This is a genomic window from Hymenobacter arcticus, assembly GCF_054779975.1.
Genome location: NZ_BAAGXF010000005.1, coordinates 131,947 through 154,461, shown reverse-complemented (window position 1 = coordinate 154,461; position 22,515 = coordinate 131,947). Strand labels below are relative to the sequence as shown.

The window sequence follows — 22,515 nt, the reverse complement described above, 5'->3', positions numbered from 1 at the left end:
CGGCAAATCAGGACCTTACGCAAAAAATCGGCCGTCCTGACAGGACGGCCGATTTTTTGCGTAAGGTCCTGATTTTAAATATTTTACTTCTTCACCTTCGTTTGCTTGGCGTAGCCCTTTGGAATGCTGAACGGGAAGTCCAGGTGCCCGGCGCCAACCTCTACTTTCTGGTAGTTGAGGGTGGCCGAGGTGCTTTCGGTGCCGCCCTGCTGGCCCAGCACGTTGGTGGTGAAGGCAAACGGCAACTCGGTGCCGGTGGGCTTCTGGAAGTCGGCGTAGCCCACGGTGAGGCTGCGCTGGGCGGCGCTCTCGCTCACCTTCAGTTGCTGGAGGCGGCCGGTGGCGGTGCTCACCAGCTGCTCCAGTATCAGGGGAGCCTGGGGGTAGGTCACGGCCTGGTTGTCGCCCTCCGTTTTTACCACGGGCAGGGCCCCTTTGGGGGCGGCCTGGTAGTCGCCGAGCAGAATGTCCTGCATCTGGCGGTAGGTCACGGGCACGTTCAGCAGCTGGCTCAGGTAGGCGTAGTCGCCAGCGAAGTAGGTCTTTTCCAAGCGATTAACCACCCGCACCGAATCAGGCGTGAGCAGCGCGCGTACGCCCTCAATACCCAGCAGCGAGCCCGACAGCCAGATGGCCGAGTCGCGCCGGATGCGCAGGTTGAAATTGGCCGACATGTCGCTGTCCTTGCGCTTGAAGTGCACTTTGCCGCGGCCGTTCAGGTACTGAAAGTTGGTGTTGGCCGTCTTCACGCCGGCCGGTGTTTCCACGGGCGTTACGGCCGTGGACGTGCCCGGCCCGAGCTTGCCCGACGTCGAGGGAACGCGGTGGCAGCTGGCCAGCGCCAGGGCGGCGAGTACGAGAGCAGATTTATTCATACAGTTTTTGTTCTTTGATTTTACGGTCGAGCAGCGGCGAGGTGCCGGGCCCGGCTTTGCGGGCGCGCTGCCAGGCGGCTACGGCCCCGGTGTGCTCCCCGAGTTGCCACAGTACGTCGCCGTAGTGTTCGAGGATGCTCGCATCCTTGGTTGTTTTCAGGGCGCGCTCCAGGTTGAGCTTGGCGCTGGCGTAGTCCTTTTGCTTGTAAAGCACCCAGGCGTAGGTATCGAGGTAGGTATCGTTGTCGGGGAATTGCTTCACCGTGCGGCCCGCCATTTCCTTGGCTTTGTCCAGCTTCTCGCCCCGCAAGCTGAGGTAGTAGCTGTAGTTGTTGAGCACGCCGTAGTTATTGGGGTCGGCGGCCAGCACGGCATCATAGGCCGCGTCCGACTTGGCGTAGTCCTTCATTTCCTGGTAGGCATCGCCGAGTTGCGAGTCGAACTGCGTTTGCTGCTCGGCATTGCCCACGGCCAGCCGGCGGCCGTGCTCCAGGGCCTGCACGGCCTCGCGGGGCTGCTTTTTTAATAGGTGCCCAATGCCATTGTAAAACCACAGCGGGGCTTGGTTGGGAAACAATTCCAGGGCCGCGTCGCTGTGCACTAGCAGCGAGTCGGTTTGGCTCAATTCGGCATCGAGCAGCACCACCTGCTGCCAGAGCTGAAACTTCGACTTGTCGTACTTCAGCGCTTTCAGATAGGTGTTGCGGGCCTCCTTTTTGCGGCCGGTTTGCATCTCCACGTCACCGGCCACGCTGTAGGCCTTGGCCTCGCGGGGGTGGTTACGCACAGTGGCATTGGCCAGGTCGAGGGCCAGCGGGGCCACCTTGGGGTCGGGCAGCTGCTTGATGTAGCCCGCCAGAATGCGTACTTCCTGGTCAATGTCGAGCGCGGGACTGTCGAAGGCCAGGCGCAGCTGCTTCTCCACCTCGGCGGGCTGGTTTTGCTGGCGGTACACGTCGGCCAGTATCAGGCGGGCCTGGGGGTTGTTGGGCTCTAGGCGCAGGGCCTGTTCAGCCACCCGAATGGCGTCGGGCAGGCGGTTGTTGGCGGCGTACATCTCGGCCTGGGCCACCACGAAGCGCGGCTCGGTGGGGTTGGCGGCAATCAGGTTTTCGCCCTCCTTCAGGGCCATCGGCAAGTTGTTCTGGCGCAGGTATATCTGCTGCTTTTTGAAGGCAATCTCGTCGAGGCTACCGAACTGCGCCTGAGCTTTTTCGAGGGTCGCTAGGGCTTCGGGCAGCTTGTTCTGGGCCAGGTAGAGGTCGGCGAGCTGAAACAGGTAGCTGCCCGAGTTGGGCACTTCCTTCACCAGGCTGGCGTAGGTAGCGGTGGCGGCCTCGTACTGCTTCTGGCTGGCCTGCGACTGGGCCAACAGCAGGTAGTAATAGGGGTTTTTGGCGTCGAGCTTCACGGCGGCTTCGGCATAGCCGGTGGCGTCGCGTAGGTTGCCACTCAGCAGGTTAGCCTCCGCCAGCTTGTAATTGACGGCCGCATTTTCAGGCATCAGCGTGTAGGCTTTAAGCAGCCGCTCCAGCGCCTTTGGGTAGTCTTCGAGAATAACGTATTTCACGCCATCGGTGTAGAGCGACTCGCTCATTTCGCGCTCCTTGGCCGACAGCGGCGGGTGGGCCGCCACCTTTTTAGCCTCAATCTCGACGCGCTGCGCCAGCTCGCGCCGCTCTTTGCGGCTCAGCTTCACGGGCTTGCGCAGGGCCGCCGAGTCGGGCGGGCTGCTGGCCCCGGGACTTAGCCCCTGCGCCTGGCTACCGCCAGCCAACAAGCTTAAAATAAGAATATTAACCGCAAACGAACGCATATGCATAACAAACAAACCAACTAGTTTTTGGGGCGAATGTACGGGGCATAACCACGAACGGCGCGGCCCCACTGGGAGCCACGCCGCTCGGTAACGCACTACGCGGTTAAATCATCACACGCGCAGCACATTAAAATCGCCCACGCTCAGGTCGGCCGGCTTACCGGTAACGCTGGCGTTGTTGCCAATCATGGAATTGGCCACGTTGGCGTGGCGCACGGTGGCGGCGGTTTGCACAATGGAGTTCGACAGGCGCGAGTCTTCCACCACGGCGTCGGCGCTCAGCGACACGTGCGGGCCCACTACCGAGTTGGTAATCACGGCGTTCTCGCCAATATACACGGGCTCGATGAGTACCGAGTTGGTGATTTTAGCAGAGGTAGCCACCAGCTTTTCGCCACGCTCCTTGAGGTATTCGAGGTAGCGCTGGTTGGTGTGCACGGTAGCGTCCTTGTTGCCGCAGTCGAGCCACTCGGTTACCTGGCCGGGCACGAACACGGTGCCCTTGTTCTTCATGTTCTCCAGAGCATTAGTGAGCTGGTACTCACCCTTATCCTTGATGTCATTGTCGAGTAGGTATTGCAGCTCGTTGCGCAGGTACTCGCCATCCTGGAAGTAGTAGATGCCAATAATGGCCAGGTCGGAGACGAACTCCTGCGGCTTCTCCACAAACTCCGTAATCTGCCCTTGCTCGTTCAATTTCACTACGCCAAACGGCTTGGGGTCAGCCACTTTCTGCACCCAGATGGTACCAGGTACCGAGCTATCGAGCGTAAAGTCAGCCTTGAACAACGTGTCGGCAAAGGCTACCACCAGCGGGCCGCTCAGCGACTCCTTGGCGCACAAAATGGCGTGGGCGGTGCCTAGCGGCTCATCCTGATAGCAAATGGTGCCCTTGGCCCCTACCGACTCGGCAATGGCAATCAGGCTTTTCTCCACCGTGGCCCCAAAGCGGCCAATGATGAAGGCAACTTCCGTGACGGGCTCGCCGCACACGCGGGCAATGTCTTCCACGAGGCGCTGCACAATGGGCTTGCCGGCAATGGGAATGAGGGGCTTGGGAACGGTGAGCGTGTGGGGGCGCATGCGCTTGCCCATGCCGGCCATCGGGACGATAATTTTCATCAGGGAAGGTGGGTGGAAAGTGTTTTCAGCAGTGTTTAGAAGGCATACTGATTTTAGCCCGTCGCGGTTGGCTGCCTTACTAAATGCAAAGCGAAGCAAAGATGGCAGGCGAACCCCGGCCCACCTATACGCCGCCCGAATTTTACCCCCTTAGCAGCTCGATTAGCGTGGCCGGGTCGGCGTTGCCGCCCGTGAGCACCAGCACCGTGTGCTGGCTGGGCGGCAGGCTGGCGCGGTGGCGCAGCAGCGCGGCCAGCGGCAGGGCGGCGGTGGGCTCCACCACCAGCCGGGCTTCGAGCAGCAGGCGGCGGGCGGCGGCGCGCAGCTCTGCCTCGCTCACAGTCACGATATCATCGGCGTATTGCCGCAGGTGGGCAAAGGTCAACTCGCTCACGGCCAGCGTACGCACACCGTCGGCCAGGGTGCGGTTGGTGTCGGCGGCGGGCCACTCCACCACCCGCCCGGCCCGAAACGACGCCTGGGCATCGGCGGCCAGCTCGGGCTCCACACCAATTACTTTGATGCTGGGCTTCAGCAATTTGAGGGCCGCCGCCATGCCGCCGAGCAGGCCGCCGCCACCCACGGGGGCTATTACCAAGTCCACGGCGGGCAGGTCAGCCAGTATTTCCAGGCCCACGGTGCCCTGGCCGGCTATTACGTAGGGGTCGTCGAAAGGCGGCACCAGCACGGGCGGCTCGGTGGCGCCGGCCAGTAGGCGGGCAGCCACGGCCTCGCGTTTTTCGAAGGCCGGGTCGTAGAGAATGACTTCGGCCCCCAGCGCCCGCGTGGCAGCCACCTTCACCTGCGGCGCGTTGGTGGGCATAATAATGGTTGCTTTGAGGCCCAGCTGCCGCGCCGCGTAGGCCACGCCCTGCGCGTGGTTGCCGCTGCTGTAGGCCAGCACGCCCCGCGCCCGCTCCGCGGCGCTCAGCGCCATGATGCGGTTGCCGGCCCCCCTGATTTTAAAGGAGCCAATGGGTTGCAGGCTTTCGGGCTTGAGGTACACCTGCTCGGTACCCAACTCGGGCAACACCAGCGGCAGCAGGGGCGTGTGCCGCGCCATGCCGCGCAGCCGTTGCTGCGCCTGCTCCAGGTCGGCAAGGGTGATTAAATTCATAAGACTCAATTAATCAATATTTTACAGAAACACCAGCCGCGGCAGCTTTTGAATGACGTCGTTGTCTTGCCCTCACCACGATAGACTACCGAGAAGCAAGGCCGCGCAAAGATGCGCTTTGGCGGCCGCCAGCTTTGCTCCTGCTCAGCTACATAACCAGCCGGCGCGCTTCGGCGTTAGGGCCATAGGTCCTTACTTTTGCCTTATGAACTTCATCTCCGAAATTGAATCCAGCATTCAGGTGCTTTTTGCGGCCATCGACGCCGGCTTTGTGCAAGACACCAGCGTGGGCCAGCAGCACGTAACTAACTGGTATCAAACCCTCAGCAGCAGCGACAACCCCGCCGTGCGCCTCGTAGCCCAGGAACTGGACGTGCTCAACGGCCACATCCAGCGCAACGACGTGGGTGCCATGGGCGCCTCGTTCCAGCGGCTGGCCGACCTATCGTCGCGCGCGGCGCTGCCTATCCACAGCTTCGAAGGATTAGGCGATAAAATCCGCGAGTTGAGCCAGAAGCTCAACGCCGCCGGCGGCAACCTGCAAATTATTGCCCGGCAGCGTGCTGCCGGCACGGCTCCTACCCGCTAGTAACGGGTAGCAGAACAAGTAAAAAAGAACGTCATGCTCATCTGGCGTCCGCTTGCCGAAGCATCTCGCTCGCTCCATTGGGTTACTAACCTAATTGGCGCGAGCGAGATGCTTCGGCAAGCGGACGCCAGATGAGCATGACGTTCTTTTTTACTTCATTACCAATTACTTACCCGTGCTACCGTAGCCACCAGCCCCGCGGGCAGTTTCGGTCAACACTTCGGTCGGCTGCCACTCAATGGTTTCGTGGCGAGCCACTACTAGCTGGGCAATGCGCTCGCCGTCCTGCACGGTAAACACTTCATTGGAAAGGTTGACCAGCAGCACTTTAATCTGGCCACGATAGTCGGCATCGATAGTGCCGGGGCTGTTAACGATGCCAATGCCGTGCTTGAACGCGAGGCCGCTCCGGGGCCGCACCTGCGCTTCGTAGCCCACGGGCAGCGCCAGGCTGAGGCCGGTGGGCACGAGCGCTCTTTCCAGCGAACCTAGTGTGAGCGGGCCGTCGGGCAGGTCGGCCCGCAGGTCGAGGCCGGCGGCGTGGGCGGTTTGGTATTCGGGCAGCGGATGCCGCGAATTATTGATAACGGGAATGGTAAGCATAGAAAGCGATTAAACTATTTGTCCTTGCGAGCGCAACGAAGTGGAGCGCGGCAATCGCACCTGAACGATACCTGTACTGGTCGTTTGGGTGCGATTGCCGCGCTCCACTTCGTTGCGCTCGCAAGGACAAATCTCGTGACTACAGCGCTGCCATTTCCTCCCGCACAAAGTCGGCCAGCTGGCGCAGGTACTCGGTGCTGAAATCGAAGCGGATGCCGGCCGCTGCGTACACCTCGCCAATGGGCACGGTGTAGCCCAGCGCCAGCGCCCGCTGGTAGCCCGCGAGCGCAGCGGCGGGGTCTTGCCGGAAGTTGCGCCATACGGCAATGGCCCCGAGCTGCGCCATGGCGTACTCGATGTAGTAGAACGGCACTTCGTAGAGGTGCAGCTGCTTCTGCCATAGGTAGGGCCGAAACTGCTCCAAGCCGCTCCAGCTCACGGTGCGCTGGTTGAAGTGCTGGAAAATCTCGGTCCAGCGCTGGTGGCGCTGGGTTTCGGTGTGGTCGGGGTTTTCGTACACCCAGTGCTGAAACTTGTCGATGGTGGCCACCCAGGGAAAGGTTTCGAGCACGCCTTCGAGGTGCGATTTCTTGGCGCGGCGCAGCTCGGCGGGGTCCTGAAAAAACACGTCCCAGTGGTCCATGCTCATCAGCTCCATGCTCATGGAGGCCAACTCGGCCACTTCGGATGGCGGGTGCTTATCGGCCGAGAGCGGCAGGCGGCGCGTGAGAAACGAATGAACGGCGTGGCCACCCTCATGCAGCATGGTCACCACATCGCGCAACGACGAGGTGGCGTTCATGAAAATGAACGGCACGCCCGTTTCGTCCAGCGGGTAATTGTAGCCGCCGGGGGCCTTGCCCTTGCGGCTTTCGAGGTCGAGGTGGCCCATCTGGCGCATGGTGCGCAGGCAGTCGCCCAGGAAAGGGTTAAGCTGCTCAAACACGGTGATGGTCTTGTCGAGCAGTTCGGCCCCGGTGGTGAAGGGGTGCAGCGGCGGCTGACCGCTGGGGTCCACGTCGAGGTCCCAGGGGCGCAGGGCGGGCAGCTTGAGGGCCTGGCGGCGCGCCTCATCAAACTCGTTGATGAGTGGCACCACCGTGGCCCCAATGGCCGCGTGGAAGTCGAAGCAATCCTCGGCCGTGTAATCGAAGCGGCCTAGCGCGGCAAACATGTAGTCGCGGAAATTGACGAAGCCCGCATTCAGCGCTACCTGGTGGCGCAGCTGCACCAGCTCAGTAAAAAGCTGGTCGAGCGGCTGGCTGTCCTGCATGCGGCGGGCCTGCACGGCGCGCCAGGCCTGCTCGCGCACGGGGCGGCTCAGGCTTTTGAGACGGTCGGCGGCGCGGGGCAACGTAATCTCTTCACCATCAAGGATTACCGTCATGGCGCCCACGGTGGCAGCATACTGCTGCTGCTTGGTCGAAATGTCGGTTTTGAGGGCAATATTTTCCTCCCGATAAATCTCCGACGCCCGGCGTACCGAGCGCAGAAACACGCCGTAGCGGCCGCCATCCAGCTCCGATAGGTAGGGGCTGGTGAGCAGCTTTTCATTGAGGGCGTGGTCGTAGGGCGCGGTGAGGGGCTCCACTTCCTGCACAAAGAACTGGAAGGCCTCGGCGCGGCCGCCGTCCTGGGTATCGCAGGTCATGCGGATGTAGCGCCAAGCCAGGTCCTCGCTCAGCACCGATTCGAGCTCGGAGCGGTCAAGCAGCCAGCGCTCCAGCGCCCCGGCGTCGGCCAGGTCGCGGTGGGCTAGCTCCTGAAAAAACGGTTCTAGCGCGGCCCAATCGGTCACGTAAAAGTCCTCGGGCAGGTAGTGGCGGGGTGGGCGGGTAGTATCGGTGGCCAGCGAAGCGGCTGGGGTATCAAACTCAGAAAACACCATAGCTAACAAGTTACGCAAATAATTTTCAGTGGCCCGAATAGCTTTGCCGCCGAATACCGAAACCCCATCTAAATCAGATTTTTATACGTTGGCTATCAATCTATTTCAATTACCACATCGGCCGTGAGCGGGTGCGCTACGCAGGTGAGAATGTAGCCTTTGGCCAGTTCGGCATCGGATAATCCCTCGCGCTCGTCGAGGTGCACCTTGCCGCTGAGGCACTTGCCCCGGCAGGCGGTGCACACGCCCGCCTGGCACGAGTAGGGCAGGTCGATGTCGGCATCCAGGGCCGCGTCGAGGATGGTTTGCTTGGCGGACACCACTAGCTTATACTCACTGCCTTCGTACTGAATAGTCACGGTGCGGTCGGTCACTTTGCCATCGTCGGCCCCGGCCAGGGAGTCGCCGTGGGCATCACCGGTTTCGGCGGCATCGGCAGCGGCCAGGAAGCTCTCGCGGCGCACGCGGCTGGCAGGCACGCTCAGTAGCTCCAGGGCAGCCTGGGCCTCGGCCATCAGGCCCTCGGGGCCGCAGATGTAGTACTCGGCCTGCGGGGCCGGAAACTGGTGGCGCTGCTCCAGCACCCGCAAGATGGTGGTGCGGTTGAGGCGGCCGGTATGCTGGTGCGCGCCCGCGGCGCGCAGCGGCTGGCTATATACGTGCTCTACTTGCAGGCGGCCCCGGCTGCTGGCTTCCAAGTCAGCCAGCTGCTTTTGGAAGATAACCGTTTCCTCGTTGCGGTTGCCGTAGATGAGCAGCACGTGGCTCTGGGGCTCCTCAGCTACCACGGCCTTCAGCATGCTCATGAGCGGCGTAATACCCGAGCCGGCCCCAATGAGCACCAGCGAGCGGGCGGCCTTGGCGGCGGGCTGCACCACGAAGTTGCCCAGCGGCGGCATTACCTCGTACTGCTGACCAACTTTCACATTATCAAGCAGATAATTACTTACCAAGCCACCCACCACGCGCTTTACGGTAACGGACAGGCGCGGGGCCTCGGCGGGGGTGCTACTGAGCGAATAGGCGCGGCGCTCGGGCTTGCTGCCGGCCGGGCCACAGGGCACCAGCAGGGTCAAAAACTGGCCGGGTTTGCTGGGCACTTTCTGGCCATCGGGCCGCTGCAAGTGAATGGTAACGGTGTCAGGGGTTTCCTGGGTGAGGGCAACGACGGTGAGCGTCAGGTACGACGACATAAGGCAAAGTTGGATAAGGCCCCAAATTTACGGCAGACGCGGCGCGTGACGCCTGAGTTGCCCGCATTTGGAGTGGGTAATCGTTTAACCGGCCGGCGCTAGCTTCGTTTCACCTATGACCGATTTACCCACTTTACTGGCCCAACACCGGGCCACGTTTGCGCCCGTGCTCCCCGCCTACCCACTGGCCGCCCCCGGCGTAGCCCAGCTCGATTTCACGGCCGCCAACTCCCGCCTCGCCCACCCCGAGCGCCTGCGCGATACGGCGGCCTTTGCCGAGCTGGTGCACGCGATGCTAGCTGAGCAGCACGCCACCGTGGGCATCGGTGGGTACCTCGAAAACCGGGTTATCTACCGCCGTAGCGCGCATTTTGAAGCCGCCACCGAGCCCCGCTCCCTGCACCTGGGCGTAGATGTGTGGGTGCCGGCCGGCGCAGCCGTAGCCGCGCCGCTGCCCGCCGTAGTGCACAGCCTCGCCGACAACGACAACTTCGGCGACTATGGCCCTACCGTTATCTTACAGCATGATGTAGAAGGCGTTATCTTTTATAGCCTCTACGGCCACCTCACCCGCACCGACCTCGCCGGGCTACGCGCCGGGCAGGCGCTGGCCGCCGGCCAGGTATTCGCCCACGTGGGCCCCTACCCCGAAAATGGCGACTGGCCGCCGCACCTGCACTTCCAGCTTATGGCCGATATGCAAGGGCGCGTGGGCGATTTTCCGGGCGTAGCCGCGCCGAGCGAGCGGGCTTATTGGGCGGCGCTGTGCCCCGACCCGATGCTGGTGTTAAAGTAGCGCGAAGCTTCTGCTTCGTGCACGAGCGCAGCGAGTGAGCTTAACCGCGCCAATGACCATGCTCGCTACGCTCGCGCACGAAGGCGGAAGCTTCGCACTACTTTTCGCGCTCTATGGTATAGTTAATCAGCGTTTCCAACGAGTCGCGGGCTTCGGAGGCGGGGAACTCGCGCAGTATGGCCAGGGCTTCGTCGCGGTAGCGCTCCATGGTGCGGATGGCGTAGTCGAGGCCACCCGACTGCTTCACGAAGTCAATTACCTGCTGCACGCGGTCGCGGTGGCCGGCGTTGTTTTTCACGTTGAAGATAACGCGGCGCTTGTCCAGCCAGCTGGCTTGTTGCAGGGCGTAGATGAGCGGCAACGTCATCTTTTTTTCTTTGATATCGATGCCCACCGGCTTGCCAATTTCGGCCGTACCGTAGTCAAACAGGTCGTCTTTTATTTGAAAGGCCATGCCCACTTTCTCGCCAAAAAGTCGGGCTTTTTCGATAGTGGCTTTGTCGGCCCCCGTGGCGGCGGCGCCCACGGCCGTGCAGGAGGCAATGAGTGAGGCCGTTTTCTGGCGAATAATGTCGAAGTACACATCCTCCGTGATGTCGAGGCGGCGCGCTTTCTCAATTTGCAGTAGCTCGCCTTCGCTCAGCTCCTTCACAGCGTTGCTCACGATTTTGAGCAGGTCGAAGTCGTCGTTTTCCAGCGACAGCAGCAGGCCCCGGCTCAGCAGGTAATCACCCACCAGCACGGCTATCTTATTCTTCCACAGGGCATTGATGGAGAAGAAACCGCGGCGGTAGTTGCTTTCGTCCACCACATCGTCGTGCACCAGCGTGGCAGTGTGCAGCAGTTCGATGAGGGCCGCACCCCGAAACACGGCTTCGGGCAGCGGAGCGGTGGGGTCGGCGGCGCTGGCGCGGGCCGTGAGAAACACGAACATCGGCCGCACCTGCTTGCCCTTACGGCGCACGATGTAGCCCATTATCTTGTCGAGCAGCAGCACCTTGGTCTGCATCGACTGCCGAAACTTGACTTCGAACTCGGCCATCTCGGCCGCAATAGGAGCCTGAATCTGGTCGAGGGGGTTTGCCATGCGGGCGCAATAATACGGCAGCCGGGCCGCACTGCCTACCTTAGCCCCATGCTGACCACCGTCGATTTTACGCTCACCGGCCCCGCGCACGGCCGGCAATTTGCCGCCGATGCCACCTACGAGCCCACCGGCCAGCCCCAGCCCGTGGTAGTGTTCGTGCACGGTTTCAAGGGGTTCAAGGACTGGGGCCACTTCAACTTGCTGGGCCGTTTCTTCGCCGAAAAGGGGTTTGTGTTTGTCAAGCTCAACCTTTCGCACAACGGCGTGGTGGTAGGCGGCTCCGGCGATTTGGAAGACCTGGAGGCGTTTGGCAATAATAATTTCAGCCTGGAGCTCGATGACCTGGGTCAGCTCATCGACGCGCTGCATACGCCGAGGGCTACGCCGCTGCCGGCCGCCGCCCTCGACCTGCGCCGTCTCTACCTGGTAGGCCACAGCCGGGGCGGGGCCCTGGTGCTGCTTAAGGCCGCCGAAGACCCGCGCGTGACCGCCGTAGCTACCTGGGCCGCCGTGGCCGACTTGCACCCGCGCTGGCCCGCCGCCGTGCTAACCCAGTGGCAACGCGACGGCGTGCTGCAAGTACCCAACGCCCGCACCGGTCAACAACTGCCTATGTACTACCAGATTGTAGAAAATTTCTACCAAAACCCCGCCCGCCTCGACCTGCCCGCGCTGCTGCCCGGCCTGCGCCAACCACTACTGCTCATCCACGGCGACCAGGACGAAACTGTGCCCGTGACGGCCGTGCACCAACTGCACGCCGGCCAGCCTACCGCCGAGGTACTAGTAGTGCCCGGGGCCAACCACGTTTTTGGCGGCACGCACCCGTGGGTGGAGTCGAAATTACCCCCGCAGGTTCAGCTTATTGCGGAGCGCACGGCGGCGTTTTTTACTGCTCACTAAATGGCTAACACGCTAGCTTACTTACTATTGGGCAGCAACCTGGGCAACCGGGCGGCCCGCCTGGTGCAGGCGCGCTGCGACCTGGCCGCCACCGCGGGGCACCTAGTGGCCGCCTCGGCGCTCTACGAAACGGCCGCCTGGGGAGTGGAGGAACAGCCGGCCTTTCTCAACCAGGTGCTGGCCGTTGAAACCGAGCTAAGCGCCCCGGCCCTGCTGGCCGCTTGCCTGGCCGCCGAGCAGCTCCAGCAGCGCGAGCGCCTCGTGCGCTGGGCCGCCCGCACCCTTGACGTTGACATGCTGCTATTTGGGCAGGAAGTTATTGATATCCCATACCTTACGGTGCCGCACCCAGCACTGCCGGGCCGGCGCTTTGCGTTAGTTCCGCTGGCCGAGCTAGCCCCGCAGCTGGTGCACCCAGTGCTGCACCGGACCATCGCCGAACTATTAGATGCCTGCCCAGATAGGCTGGCGGTGCACACCTGGCGGCCGGTCTAGCGCCGCCGCTGCTCATCTCCTACCGCCGGGCGGGTCATCAGGGAGCGTCGGTAGTAGTTATTTTCTCCCACCAGGCTGTTGGGTGCGGATAGGTCAGTTCTATAGGGGCTATTTGGTGAAGCTGGCGGCTATTGTGCCCTGCCCGCACGCCCTGGTACAGGAGCCAAAACCCCAGTAAAGCCGGCCCCAACCTAGTAGCCCAGCGCCATTGGCTGGGCCAGGCCAGCAGCACCAGCAACACCGTGGGCGGATAAAGCGCCGTGATGTAGCGCTCGGCCTCCTGAATGCCGTGGCCAGCGCGGGCCCGCATCGCACTCACTATCAGGGCTAGTAGCACTACCAAGAGAGCGGCATACAGCAGGCGGGCACCGAGCAAGGTCCACTCACTGGGCCACTTGCCGCTAGTCTGGTGAGAAGCGGTAGATAAAGGCCATAGTAGCAATAAGATAACTACCAAGGCCGCCACCCAGCCACTAGCCGGCACCAGCGCCAGGCTGCTCATGGGCAGTGGCACCAACCAGCGCCCGAGTACAAAGCCATAATCGGCCGCCGCCTGGGCTAGCGTCACGGTGGGGCCTAAAGTGGCCGCCGCCGCCACCGAGCTGTGCAACTGCCACATTACCAGCCCACTAATTGCGCCCAACAAGTGCCCCGCCTGCATCAGGCGACTGGGCCTGACGCTGGGCCGTGCACTAAACCAGAACAGGCCGGCCCCAACCCCAGCTACCAAAAACACGCCGGCAATACGCTGCAAAGGCAGCAAGCAGCCCAGCACGGTAGCCAGCAAGCCCAATCGCCAGCCGCCCCGGCGCAACCAGACTAGCAACACCAGAAAGTAGCTGGCCCACAACCAGTTAAACAGTGGCTCTGACCACACAAACTTACTTACTACCAGCGCGGGGCTACCCAGGGCCAGCAGCAGCGGCAGGGCCCAGGCGCGCCGGGCGGGTAGCAGCCAGTACCCCACCGCGCTCCAGGTAGCGAGCGAGCCCAGCAGGGACAGGCCATTGAGCCACTGCACGCCGCCCGAAGACCCAATGATGCTCAGCACAACGGCAAACAGGGGTGGCCACCAGCGCAGGGCGCTGCCATCGGCCAGCACCAGCCGGCCCGTGGCCTGCAAGTTGTAAGCAGCTGACAGGTAGTGGTAGGAATCGGCAGTGCCGGCCAGCCCGGGGCTCACCACGTAGAGGTAGAGCCCCAAGGCCAGCAGGCCGGCCAGCAGCGTAACCAAACAGGGTTTACTAAAAATATTTTTTAGCAACTCCTTTACCAACAGCATCTTGCTTATGCCACCGAGCCAGCCGTAGCGGTGGGCTCGATTTTCTTTACCAAGCCTTGCAGCACTTTGCCGGGGCCGCACTCTACGAAGTGGGTGGCCCCGTCGCGGACCATGGCCTGCACGCTCTGCGTCCAGCGCACGGGGGCGGTGAGCTGAGCCAGCAGGTTGGCTTTAATTTCGGCGGGGTCGCGGTGGGGGGCGCCGTCCACGTTCTGGTACACGGGGCAGCGGGCGGGGTGGAAGGTGGTGCGCTCAATAGCCTCGGCCAGCGCGGCCTGGGCCGACTGCATCAGGGGCGAGTGGAACGCGCCGCCCACCGGCAGCGGCAGGGCGCGCTTGGCCCCGGCGGCTTTCAGCACCTCGCAGGCCTTGGCAATGCCGGCCGTGGAGCCCGAAATAACGAGCTGGCCGGGGCAATTATAATTGGCGGCCACCACAATGTCGCCCCCAGCGGCTACCTCTTGGCAGCCGCGCTCCACGGCTTCGTCGGCCAGGCCCAGGATGGCGGCCATGGTGCCGGGCTGCTCCTCGCAGGCGGCTTGCATGGCCTGGGCGCGGCGCGCCACCAGCGGCAGGGCATCGGCGAAGGTGAGCACGCCAGCCGCCACCAGCGCCGAAAACTCGCCCAGCGAGTGGCCCGCTACCATGGCGGGCTGCAGGCCGGGCTGGGCCACAAATTGCGCCACCGAATGCACAAACACGGCCGGCTGCGTTACGTCGGTGCGGCGCAGGTCCTCGTCGCTACCCTCAAACATGAGTTTGGTAAGGTTGAAGCCCAGAATGTCATTGGCCTGGGTGAGCAGGGCGCGGGCGGCCTCGCTTTGCTCAAACAGCTCGCGGGCCATGCCCGGAAACTGCGAGCCCTGGCCCGGAAAAATTACGGCCGTCGCGGCGGCCGCCGAAGGGTGGGAAGGAGTCAAAATAACGAAGAGTTAAAGCCTGAAAAACCACCCGCGCTACCGGCGGGTCCGGCAAAATAAAGCCAAAAAAGCCGCCCCAGGTGGGGCGGCTTTCTCCATGGGCAGGTTGGCCAGCGCTTAGCGCACCAACTCGACCCAGCCTTTAAAGGTGCGCTTGGTCTGCGCCGCGTCGTCAAATTCGACTTCGGCCAGGTAGTAGTAGATACCGCCCGAAGTCAGACCGCTGGTGGCGCTTTCACCCGTGGCACCGCCGCCCGTCCAGTTGATGTAGGGGTCCTGGTCACCTTCGTACACCTTACGGCCCCAGCGGTTGAAAATCTGGATGTGGGTGCGCTTAAGTGGGCTGGATACTTTTGGCCGGAATACCTGGTTCGCAACAACTGTGCTGTTGGGAATAAAGATGTTGGGCAGGATGAAGAACACGCAGTCGCTCTGGCAAGCCGAGTTACTTAACGCACTCAGCTGGCCGTTGGCCGCCACAGCCTGCACCTTATAGCAGTATGTGGGCCGGGGCTGGTTGCGGTCGAGGTAGGTAAGCGTCGGCGTAGTGCCGATGAGCACGTACGCACCACCCTCCGTATCGGCGCGGAACACGTTGTAGCTCACGGCATTAGTGGCGCAGCCCGTGGGCAGCGAGCCCACTGTCCAGCGCAGGCGGTTCTGATACGTTTGGTTGATTGGCAGGTACGAGGGCAGTGCGGCCAGGCTGTCGCAGTTCGTCACTTGCAGGCTCAGTACCGGCGTGCAGGGCACGTCGAGCAGCGTGGTGCAGATTTGCTGGCTCTTGTTGAGCAGGTTCGTGAAAATCAGCTGGTTGGCCGAATTTAAAAGACCCGGGTATTGCCCATTGGTTTGCACGTAGTAGCAGTACTGCTGCCCGGTCACCAGGTTGCGGTCTACATACGTGCCGCTAGTGGCACCCGGCGTCACGGTGGCTACCTGGTTGAAGGTGGTGCTGCCGGGGTCCTGCCGGTAGATGCGGCTAGGCTGCGTGCTGTTGGTCCAGGGCACGTTGTAAGCCCAGTTTACGGTGATGGTGCGGTTGATGCCGTCGGGCACGAGGGTGGTGCGCACGCTGGTGGCGGTGGGCGCAGGCTCCTCCACCGGGGCCGCGCCGGCCGTGGGCGTGTTGATAAATACCAGCGAATAGGTATACTGGTTGTCGGTGGTATTCAGGCCGCGGTCTACGTAGGTGGTATCGGCAATATTGGTGATGGTGGCCACCAGCGCCGGGGCGCCCGCGCCCACGCTGCGGCTCAGGCGGTAGCTCGGCGACAGGAAAGCGCCCACGCTGGTGCGGGGCTGCGTCCACTTCACGGTTATCTGCCCGGTGGTAGGGTTGGTAACATCCACGTCCACGTTGGTGAGCATGGCCGAGCGACCGCTCGACGTTACGCACGTCTCGGCCGAGGCAATGCTGGCCCCGCCCGAAGGCAGCGGGAACGTAGCGTAAATGCGGTAGCAATAGGTCTTGCCTCGCACCAAGCCCTGGTTATCTGCGTACGTGGTGGCCGTAACCGGCACCGAGCCCACCTGTGTGTAGCCCGCCGAGGGCGGAATGCCCGTTTCGCACGGCCCGGGGTTGAAGCCCGAGGGATTTTCCTTGCGGTAAATCAGTATCTGGCTGGCGTTCTGGCAGGTATAGCTGTTCCAGGAAAGCACGTTCGTGATTCCGCCGGCCGTCGTTTGCACCGCCCGCAGGTTCAGGGGCGGCGGCCCAACTACGGTGATAAGGACTGGCTTGATATCCACCAACGGGGCCGTAGCTACGTTGGGCGGCGTGTCCTGCGCCCGGAAAACCACCACGTAGGGCTGGTTGGATACGTTGCTACACTCGGTGTTCCAGCTAAACGTGCCCGTTACGGCCGTGCCCGTCGAGGTCTGCCGGAAGGTAGCGGGCGGCAAAATGCCGCTGAAGGCCGTCAGGACTACGTTGGTGGGCGTAGCGTTGGTGCCCACGCCATCGCGAGCCGACACGTTCAACGTCACATTCTGGCCCGCTATCACGCACAGGTCAGGCGGCACAGTAAGGGTCGGCGGCAGGTTATTGGTAGCTTGAATAATAATCTGCATGTCCCGGATAACCGAGCCAATTACCCGGAAGCCGTTGGCTGTGCGCCGAATCTCATCTACTCGAAAAGCAATGTTATAGAAGCCGGCACGGGCAGGTGCGTTCCAGGTTATTTGTCCGGTACGGACATCCTGCACAATGATGGCATTGTTAGCCGGAATACCAGCGGGAATACCCGAGAAGGGCACTTGCTTAGCTCCAGGCGCTATTGCTTGATTATCAGGACTTACGTAGTTAGTACAAACTACTGGGATAGGGCGAGTAGTATCAATGGTAAAATTAGGTACTTGCTGACAATCAATTAGATGATAGGCTAAAGAATCACCATCAGCATCATAACCAGCCGGATTGTGCAAAAACACCTGGCCTACTGCGCCTTGGTCAACGGCCGGAGCTCGCAAAATAGGAGAACGATTGCGGCCGTTAAGTGGGGTTACATTAATAGTTGTATTTATATAAAAACTTTGGTCCCTAGAAAGGGACATATTGAGAACCCCATCGTTTCTATTCTCTCCCACAAAACTCACTACATAGCTTCCCGTCCCAGAGTAAGTATGCTCAAAGTAGTAAGAAAAAATATCGGTTGCTCCAACTCTCAGAGTACTGGCTTTAGGAATTCCATTTTGCCGGATGCCATCCCCAAAAATAATATCAACAGTTGGCTGGTCTACTGGAGTAGGTCCAGGTTCCCCTATCCCATTATCCCTATAGAGGGTCAGCTTGAAGAATATCCGGTTGGGGTTTCCATTGATGGTGTCCACCTTGGCCTGAATATCACCCGCCCGGATGTGTGACGCCTGCGCCGCCTGGGGCCGCAGCCAGCCCAGCGCTACCAGCAACAGCGTGGCCAGCAGCCAAGCGCCGCGCCCCCCATTCTTCCCAAAGGATAAAAGAACTCGCATAATCTACCTGTGTTGTAAAGACAGTTTTCAACCGCAAAAATCGGACCTCGCCCCGTGGGCACTTCTTGCCAACCTTTTTCTGAGCCAGTTGGTTGTCCTAAAGTACGCCGCGACACAGCTAACTGCATTGCGGCCCGATTGATTCACGTAGCACGCCTGCTTGGTTAGGCACTGGGTTTAACCATTCTAAATAACGCCAATGTTACGCCCGCGCCTTGGGCCAAGGCCCGTGCGGGCCCTACCTTTGGGCAGTACAAACGGTCTTTTTTTCGACTGAAAATTATATGAACTGGGTTACAAAAACCTTTACCAGCAGCATCGGGCGCAAGATTATTATGTCCCTTACGGGGCTGTTTCTCTGCACGTTCCTGGTAGTGCATCTGATTGGCAACTTCCAGCTTTTCAAGAACGACGACGGCCTGGCCTTCAACGTTTACTCGCATTTCATGGGGCACAACCCCGTTATCCGCACCATTGAGTGGGGATTGGTACTGGGTTTTGGCTTTCACATTTACGAAGCCCTGATGCTGACGATGCGCAACAAAAGCGCCCGCTCGCTCGGTTACGACCAGTGGCAAGCCAAGAAAAACTCGGAGTGGACCTCGCGCAACATGGGCATCCTGGGTTCCATTATCCTGGTGTTTCTCATCGTGCATTTGTACAATTTCTTCTGGCGCGCCCGCTTCGGCACTCTCGACCCAGACATCAACAAGAACGACGACCTATACAAGTTGGTGGTGTCTTCGTTTCACCAGTGGTGGTACGTGGCCCTGTACGTGGCCGCGCAGGCTAGCCTGGGCTACCACCTGTGGCACGGCTTCCGCTCGGGCTTCCAGACGCTGGGCCTCAACCACCGCAAGTACATGCCGCTGATTACCAATTTCGGCTACGCATTTGCCGTGCTGGTGTCGGCCAGCTTTGCCTCTATGCCGCTGTACTTCTACTTTTTCACCAACGACGAAGGCGCTATTATCACTAGCGCGCCGGCTGTGTTGCATCACTTGCTGGTGGCCTTCAACTAAGTCAGTTGTTTAGTGGTTATGAGGTTGGGTAGCGATGGCGCTCCGATACCTGCTTCCCACTTCAGCCCCTCCCCCACTCAACTAACCTAACTACCCAATAGAATGGCTCTGATTTCCAAAGCGCCCGAAGGCCCCCTGGCCGAGAAATGGGACAAGCATAAGTTCAACGTCAAGCTCGTGAACCCCGCCAACAAGCGGAAGTACGACGTGATTGTGGTGGGCACCGGCCTGGCCGGCGCTTCAGCCGCCGCCTCGCTGGCCGAGTTGGGCTATAATGTAAAAGCATTTACTTACCACGATTCGCCCCGCCGCGCGCACTCCATTGCTGCGCAGGGCGGCGTGAACGCCGCCAAAAACTACCAGAACGACGGCGACTCCGTGTTCCGCTTGTTCTACGACACCATTAAGGGCGGTGACTATCGCTCGCGTGAAGCCAACGTGTACCGCCTGGCGCAGGTATCGGTCAATATTATTGACCAGTGCGTAGCCCAAGGCGTGCCTTTTGCCCGCGAGTACGGCGGCTTGCTGGCCAACCGCTCGTTTGGCGGGGCCCAGGTAAGCCGGACTTTCTACGCCCGTGGCCAGACAGGACAGCAGCTGCTGCTGGGTGCCTACTCGGCCCTGAGCCGCCAGATTGCCTACGGCAAGGTAAAAATGTACACCCGCTCGGAGCTGCTTGACGTGGTGGTAGTGGATGGCCAGGCCCGCGGCATTGTAACGCGTAACCTCATCACCGGCGAAACCCAGACCCACGCGGCCCACGCCGTAGTACTGGCCACCGGCGGCTACGGCAACGTGTTCTACCTGAGCACCAACGCCATGTATTGCAACGCTACCGCCGCCTGGCGGGCGCACAAGAAGGGCGCGTACTTTGCTAACCCTTGCTTCACCCAGATTCACCCCACTTGTATTCCCGTATCGGGCGACTACCAGTCGAAGCTAACGCTGATGTCAGAGTCGCTGCGTAACGACGGTCGCGTGTGGGTGCCCGCTACCAAGGAAATAGCCGAGCGCCTGCGCAAGGGCGAAATCACGGCTACGGACATCAAAGAAGAGGACCGCGACTACTTCCTGGAGCGCAAGTACCCCGCCTTTGGTAACCTGGTGCCGCGCGACGTAGCCTCGCGCAATGCCAAGCAGATGTGCGACGAAGGCCGTGGCGTAGGCTCGACGGGCCTGGCCGTCTACCTCGACTTTGCCGATATCATCAAGCGTACTAGCGCTGAAGCAGTTAGCCAGAAATATGGCAACCTCTTCGCCATGTATGAGAAGATTACCGACGAGAATCCGTACCAGCTGCCGATGCGCATTTACCCGGCAGTGCACTACACCATGGGCGGCCTGTGGGTTGACTACAACCTGCAAACCACCATCCCTGGCCTCTACGCCACGGGCGAGTGCAACTTCTCCGACCACGGTGCCAACCGCCTCGGTGCCTCGGCCCTGATGCAGGGCCTGGCCGATGGCTATTTCGTAATCCCTTATACCATTGGTGATTACCTGGCCGCCACGCCCCCCAAGCCGGTTACTACGGACCACCCCGCTTTTGCTGAAGCCAAAGCTGGTGTGCAGGCCCGCGTGGAGCAGCTGCTCAGCATCAAGGGCAACCGCACGCCGGATGAGTTCCACAAGAAGCTGGGCCACCTCATGTGGGAGTATTGCGGCATGGCCCGTAATGCCGAAGGCTTGAAGTATGCCAAAGCCGAAATTGCCAAACTGCGCAAGGAGTTCTGGCAAGACGTAAAAGTAGTGGGCTCGGGCGAAGAGATGAACCAAGCGCTGGAGAAAGCCGGCCGCGTGGCTGACTTCTTGGAGCTCGGCGAACTGATGGTGGACGACGCCCTTGACCGTAACGAAAGCTGCGGCGGCCACTTCCGCGAGGAGTATGCCACCGAGGAAGGCGAAGCCAAGCGCGACGACGACCATTACGCCTACGTGGCGGCCTGGGAGTACACGGGCGACAACCAGCCCGAGCGTCTCAACAAAGAAGAACTGGTGTTTGAGAATGTGAAGCTCACCCAGCGTAGCTACAAATAATAATATCAATGAACAATTAACAATGAGCAGTTTACTATCTTCTTGATAGTCTGCTCATTGTTAACTGCTCACTGTTAACTGCAAAAAAAATGGCTGGTTCTAACCCCAACGCGAAACCCATGAACCTGACGCTGCGCGTGTGGCGGCAGCCTAACAACCAGGCATCAGGTCAGATTGTAGAATACAAAGTGAACGAGATATCGCCCGATATGTCGTTTCTGGAAATGCTCGACGTGCTTAACGAGGACCTTTTGCACAAGGGTCAGGACCCGGTGGCTTTCGACCACGACTGCCGCGAGGGCATTTGTGGCTCGTGTGCCCTATTCATCAACGGCCGCTCGCACGGCCCGGAGAAGGGTACCACTACCTGCCAGTTGCACATGCGCAAGTTTTCGGACGGTGAGACCATCACCATCGAGCCTTGGCGTGCCAACGCGTTCCCGGTTAACAAGGACCTGAGCGTGGACCGGTCGGCGTTTGACCGCATCATTCAGGCGGGCGGTTACGTGAGCGTGAACACCGGTGGCACCCCCGATGGCAACGAGATTCCGATTCCGAAGGACATTGCTGACCGCGCATTTGAGGCGGCTACCTGCATTGGCTGTGGCGCGTGCGTGGCAGCTTGCAAAAACGCCTCGGCCATGCTGTTTGTGTCGGCTAAGGTTAGCCAGTTGGCGTTGCTGCCGCAGGGCCAAGTAGAAGCGCAAACCCGCGTGGAAAACATGGTAGCCCGTATGGACATCGAAGGTTTTGGGGCGTGCTCCAACATCGGCTCGTGCGCTGCCGAGTGCCCGGTAGGCATTTCACTGGAAAATATTGCCATCCTGAACCGCGAGTTTCTGACCGCTAAAGTGGCTTCGAACAACATGGCCTAGGACCTAGTAATTGGTTTCAGCGTGAAAGGCGCGGCAGAGCTTCTGCCGCGCCTTTTTCTTTTGCTAGCGAGCCATTTATCTAGCAAATTTTATTATGAACACTAACTTGCAAGCTATTATCAGCGAGGCTTATACACTATTTTTACCCTATACTATCGGTAGTACGCTGGCGGTGTGCAAGGTTTGCTGCATCACCGACGCGGAAGAGCAGGAACTGGTTGCTATGCCGTTGCGCACTATTTCCAGCGACCTTTTTTCCCGGGCTTACTACGGGTCGGCGCATGCCCACACGCCGCGGGAGTTGTGGGAGATGAAGCATTTTCTGCCGCGGATTCTGGAATTGGTAAGCGACTACGACTTCCCCACTTTCGCCGTCGAAATCACCCTTACGCCGCTCTACCTCGACCAGTCTGCAGCGTGGACCGGGTCCGAGCTAAAGCCCGAATTGGAGCTATTAGCAGCGTTTGCCCTCGCCTACTTTCAGCAGAGCCTGGCGCAGCACCCGCTGCCAAGTGGCGATTCGCTGGAAAGCATCCTGGTTATGTTTGGCATTGCGCACTTTGACATAGCCCCGCTGCTGCGCGTCTGGGTGGCCAGTGGTACCACCGAAAGCCTGCTGCACCTAAAAGATTTACTGTTTTACTGGGTTGAGCCGGAGCCGGGCGGGTCGGCACAATTTACCAATCCTTTCGCTACTCCAGCAGTTAGCAAATTAGTAGGCAGCTGGTTACAAGAAATTAGTGTGCATCGCACATTCAGCCAAGGCCTGGAAAGCTTGCTGCTGGAAGGGCCGCCACTAAGGGAAAGCGACGCGCAGGAACTGAGCCAGGCCTACGAAGTACTGCTGCACATCAGGCCGGTCTGAAAGCTTTTGGGCTTAAAGCCGAATCCAGCAAGCGCATGGGAACGGGCTGCTGGC

General features: G+C 60.7%; 19 protein-coding genes. 8 read left to right on the top strand and 11 right to left on the bottom strand.

The genetic code is table 11. The annotated features are described in order from the left end of the window. Positions 1-83 precede the first annotated feature (83 nt). From ACYVGC_RS11005 to ACYVGC_RS10990, 4 genes are all read right to left on the bottom strand, one after another. Positions 84-875 (bottom strand): DUF4292 domain-containing protein, encoded by a 792-nt coding sequence (locus ACYVGC_RS11005; RefSeq protein WP_460583879.1) that lies wholly within the window; start codon positions 873-875, stop codon positions 84-86. Further along, the gene (locus ACYVGC_RS11000) at positions 868-2,691 is read right to left on the bottom strand and encodes a tetratricopeptide repeat protein (RefSeq protein WP_460583878.1); all 1,824 of its coding nucleotides are present in this window, start codon (positions 2,689-2,691) and stop codon (positions 868-870) included. Before ACYVGC_RS11000 ends, ACYVGC_RS11005 begins: the two co-directional genes overlap by 8 nt. A 114-nt stretch (positions 2,692-2,805) precedes the next feature. After that, the gene (locus ACYVGC_RS10995) at positions 2,806-3,816 is read right to left on the bottom strand and encodes a sugar phosphate nucleotidyltransferase (protein WP_460583877.1); all 1,011 of its coding nucleotides are present in this window, start codon (positions 3,814-3,816) and stop codon (positions 2,806-2,808) included. A 142-nt stretch (positions 3,817-3,958) separates the two neighbouring features. Further along, positions 3,959-4,933 (bottom strand): threonine ammonia-lyase, encoded by a 975-nt coding sequence (locus ACYVGC_RS10990; protein WP_460583876.1) that lies wholly within the window; start codon positions 4,931-4,933, stop codon positions 3,959-3,961. A gap of 205 nt (positions 4,934-5,138) precedes the next feature. Here ACYVGC_RS10990 and ACYVGC_RS10985 point away from each other — a divergent pair, with 205 nt between their 5' ends. Beyond that, positions 5,139-5,522, top strand: a complete 384-nt coding sequence (locus ACYVGC_RS10985; RefSeq protein WP_460583875.1) for a hypothetical protein — start codon at positions 5,139-5,141, stop codon at positions 5,520-5,522. Positions 5,523-5,687: 165 nt separating this feature from the next. On the opposite strand, the gene dut is transcribed toward ACYVGC_RS10985, so the two are convergent. The 3 genes from dut to ACYVGC_RS10970 all read right to left on the bottom strand — a co-directional run bounded on the left by dut (position 5,688) and on the right by ACYVGC_RS10970 (position 9,206). Further along, positions 5,688-6,125 (bottom strand): dUTP diphosphatase, encoded by a 438-nt coding sequence (gene dut, locus ACYVGC_RS10980; protein ID WP_460583874.1) that lies wholly within the window; start codon positions 6,123-6,125, stop codon positions 5,688-5,690. A gap of 139 nt (positions 6,126-6,264) precedes the next feature. Further along, entirely contained in the window at positions 6,265-8,013 is a 1,749-nt protein-coding gene (locus tag ACYVGC_RS10975) for a M3 family oligoendopeptidase (RefSeq protein WP_460583873.1), read from the bottom strand. A 95-nt stretch (positions 8,014-8,108) separates the two neighbouring features. Beyond that, positions 8,109-9,206: a 2Fe-2S iron-sulfur cluster-binding protein gene (locus ACYVGC_RS10970; protein WP_460583872.1), complete on the bottom strand. Its 1,098-nt coding sequence runs from the start codon at positions 9,204-9,206 to the stop codon at positions 8,109-8,111. A 115-nt stretch (positions 9,207-9,321) separates the two neighbouring features. Between ACYVGC_RS10970 and ACYVGC_RS10965 the strand changes: the two genes are divergently transcribed. Beyond that, positions 9,322-10,002, top strand: coding sequence for an aminotransferase class III-fold pyridoxal phosphate-dependent enzyme (locus tag ACYVGC_RS10965; RefSeq protein WP_460583871.1), 681 nt, complete (start codon positions 9,322-9,324; stop codon positions 10,000-10,002). 97 nt (positions 10,003-10,099) lie between these two features. Here the strand turns inward: ACYVGC_RS10965 and ACYVGC_RS10960 are convergent, their stop codons facing one another. Next, positions 10,100-11,089 carry a polyprenyl synthetase family protein gene (locus tag ACYVGC_RS10960; RefSeq protein WP_460583870.1) on the bottom strand — a complete coding sequence of 330 codons (990 nt, stop codon included), beginning with the start codon at positions 11,087-11,089 and terminating at the stop codon, positions 10,100-10,102. 48 nt (positions 11,090-11,137) lie between these two features. Here ACYVGC_RS10960 and ACYVGC_RS10955 point away from each other — a divergent pair, with 48 nt between their 5' ends. Together ACYVGC_RS10955 and folK are read left to right on the top strand one after the other, a co-directional pair. Beyond that, positions 11,138-11,992 (top strand): alpha/beta hydrolase family protein, encoded by an 855-nt coding sequence (locus ACYVGC_RS10955; RefSeq protein ID WP_460583869.1) that lies wholly within the window; start codon positions 11,138-11,140, stop codon positions 11,990-11,992. Then, positions 11,993-12,487 carry a 2-amino-4-hydroxy-6-hydroxymethyldihydropteridine diphosphokinase gene (gene folK, locus ACYVGC_RS10950; protein WP_460583868.1) on the top strand — a complete coding sequence of 165 codons (495 nt, stop codon included), beginning with the start codon at positions 11,993-11,995 and terminating at the stop codon, positions 12,485-12,487. It begins immediately after the preceding gene. Positions 12,488-12,524: 37 nt separating this feature from the next. On the opposite strand, the gene ACYVGC_RS10945 is transcribed toward folK, so the two are convergent. The 3 genes from ACYVGC_RS10945 to ACYVGC_RS10935 form a co-directional block, all read right to left on the bottom strand. Continuing rightward, entirely contained in the window at positions 12,525-13,721 is a 1,197-nt protein-coding gene (locus ACYVGC_RS10945) for a hypothetical protein (RefSeq protein WP_460583867.1), read from the bottom strand. A 53-nt stretch (positions 13,722-13,774) separates the two neighbouring features. Then, positions 13,775-14,689: an ACP S-malonyltransferase gene (gene fabD / locus ACYVGC_RS10940; protein ID WP_460583866.1), complete on the bottom strand. Its 915-nt coding sequence runs from the start codon at positions 14,687-14,689 to the stop codon at positions 13,775-13,777. A gap of 117 nt (positions 14,690-14,806) precedes the next feature. After that, positions 14,807-16,948: a T9SS type B sorting domain-containing protein gene (locus ACYVGC_RS10935; protein ID WP_460583865.1), complete on the bottom strand. Its 2,142-nt coding sequence runs from the start codon at positions 16,946-16,948 to the stop codon at positions 14,807-14,809. 998 nt (positions 16,949-17,946) lie between these two features. On the opposite strand from ACYVGC_RS10935, the gene ACYVGC_RS10930 reads away from it, so the two are divergent. The 4 genes from ACYVGC_RS10930 to ACYVGC_RS10915 all read left to right on the top strand — a co-directional run bounded on the left by ACYVGC_RS10930 (position 17,947) and on the right by ACYVGC_RS10915 (position 22,461). Beyond that, positions 17,947-18,684: a succinate dehydrogenase cytochrome b subunit gene (locus ACYVGC_RS10930; protein ID WP_460583864.1), complete on the top strand. Its 738-nt coding sequence runs from the start codon at positions 17,947-17,949 to the stop codon at positions 18,682-18,684. Between the two features lie 102 nt (positions 18,685-18,786). Continuing rightward, a complete protein-coding gene (locus ACYVGC_RS10925; RefSeq protein WP_460583863.1) occupies positions 18,787-20,721 on the top strand; it encodes a fumarate reductase/succinate dehydrogenase flavoprotein subunit in 1,935 nt (644 codons plus the stop codon). Between the two features lie 119 nt (positions 20,722-20,840). Then, positions 20,841-21,596 carry a succinate dehydrogenase/fumarate reductase iron-sulfur subunit gene (locus tag ACYVGC_RS10920; RefSeq protein WP_460584064.1) on the top strand — a complete coding sequence of 252 codons (756 nt, stop codon included), beginning with the start codon at positions 20,841-20,843 and terminating at the stop codon, positions 21,594-21,596. Between the two features lie 106 nt (positions 21,597-21,702). After that, complete coding sequence (locus ACYVGC_RS10915) at positions 21,703-22,461, top strand: hypothetical protein (RefSeq protein WP_460583862.1); 759 nt, start codon at positions 21,703-21,705, stop codon at positions 22,459-22,461. Positions 22,462-22,515 lie beyond the last annotated feature (54 nt).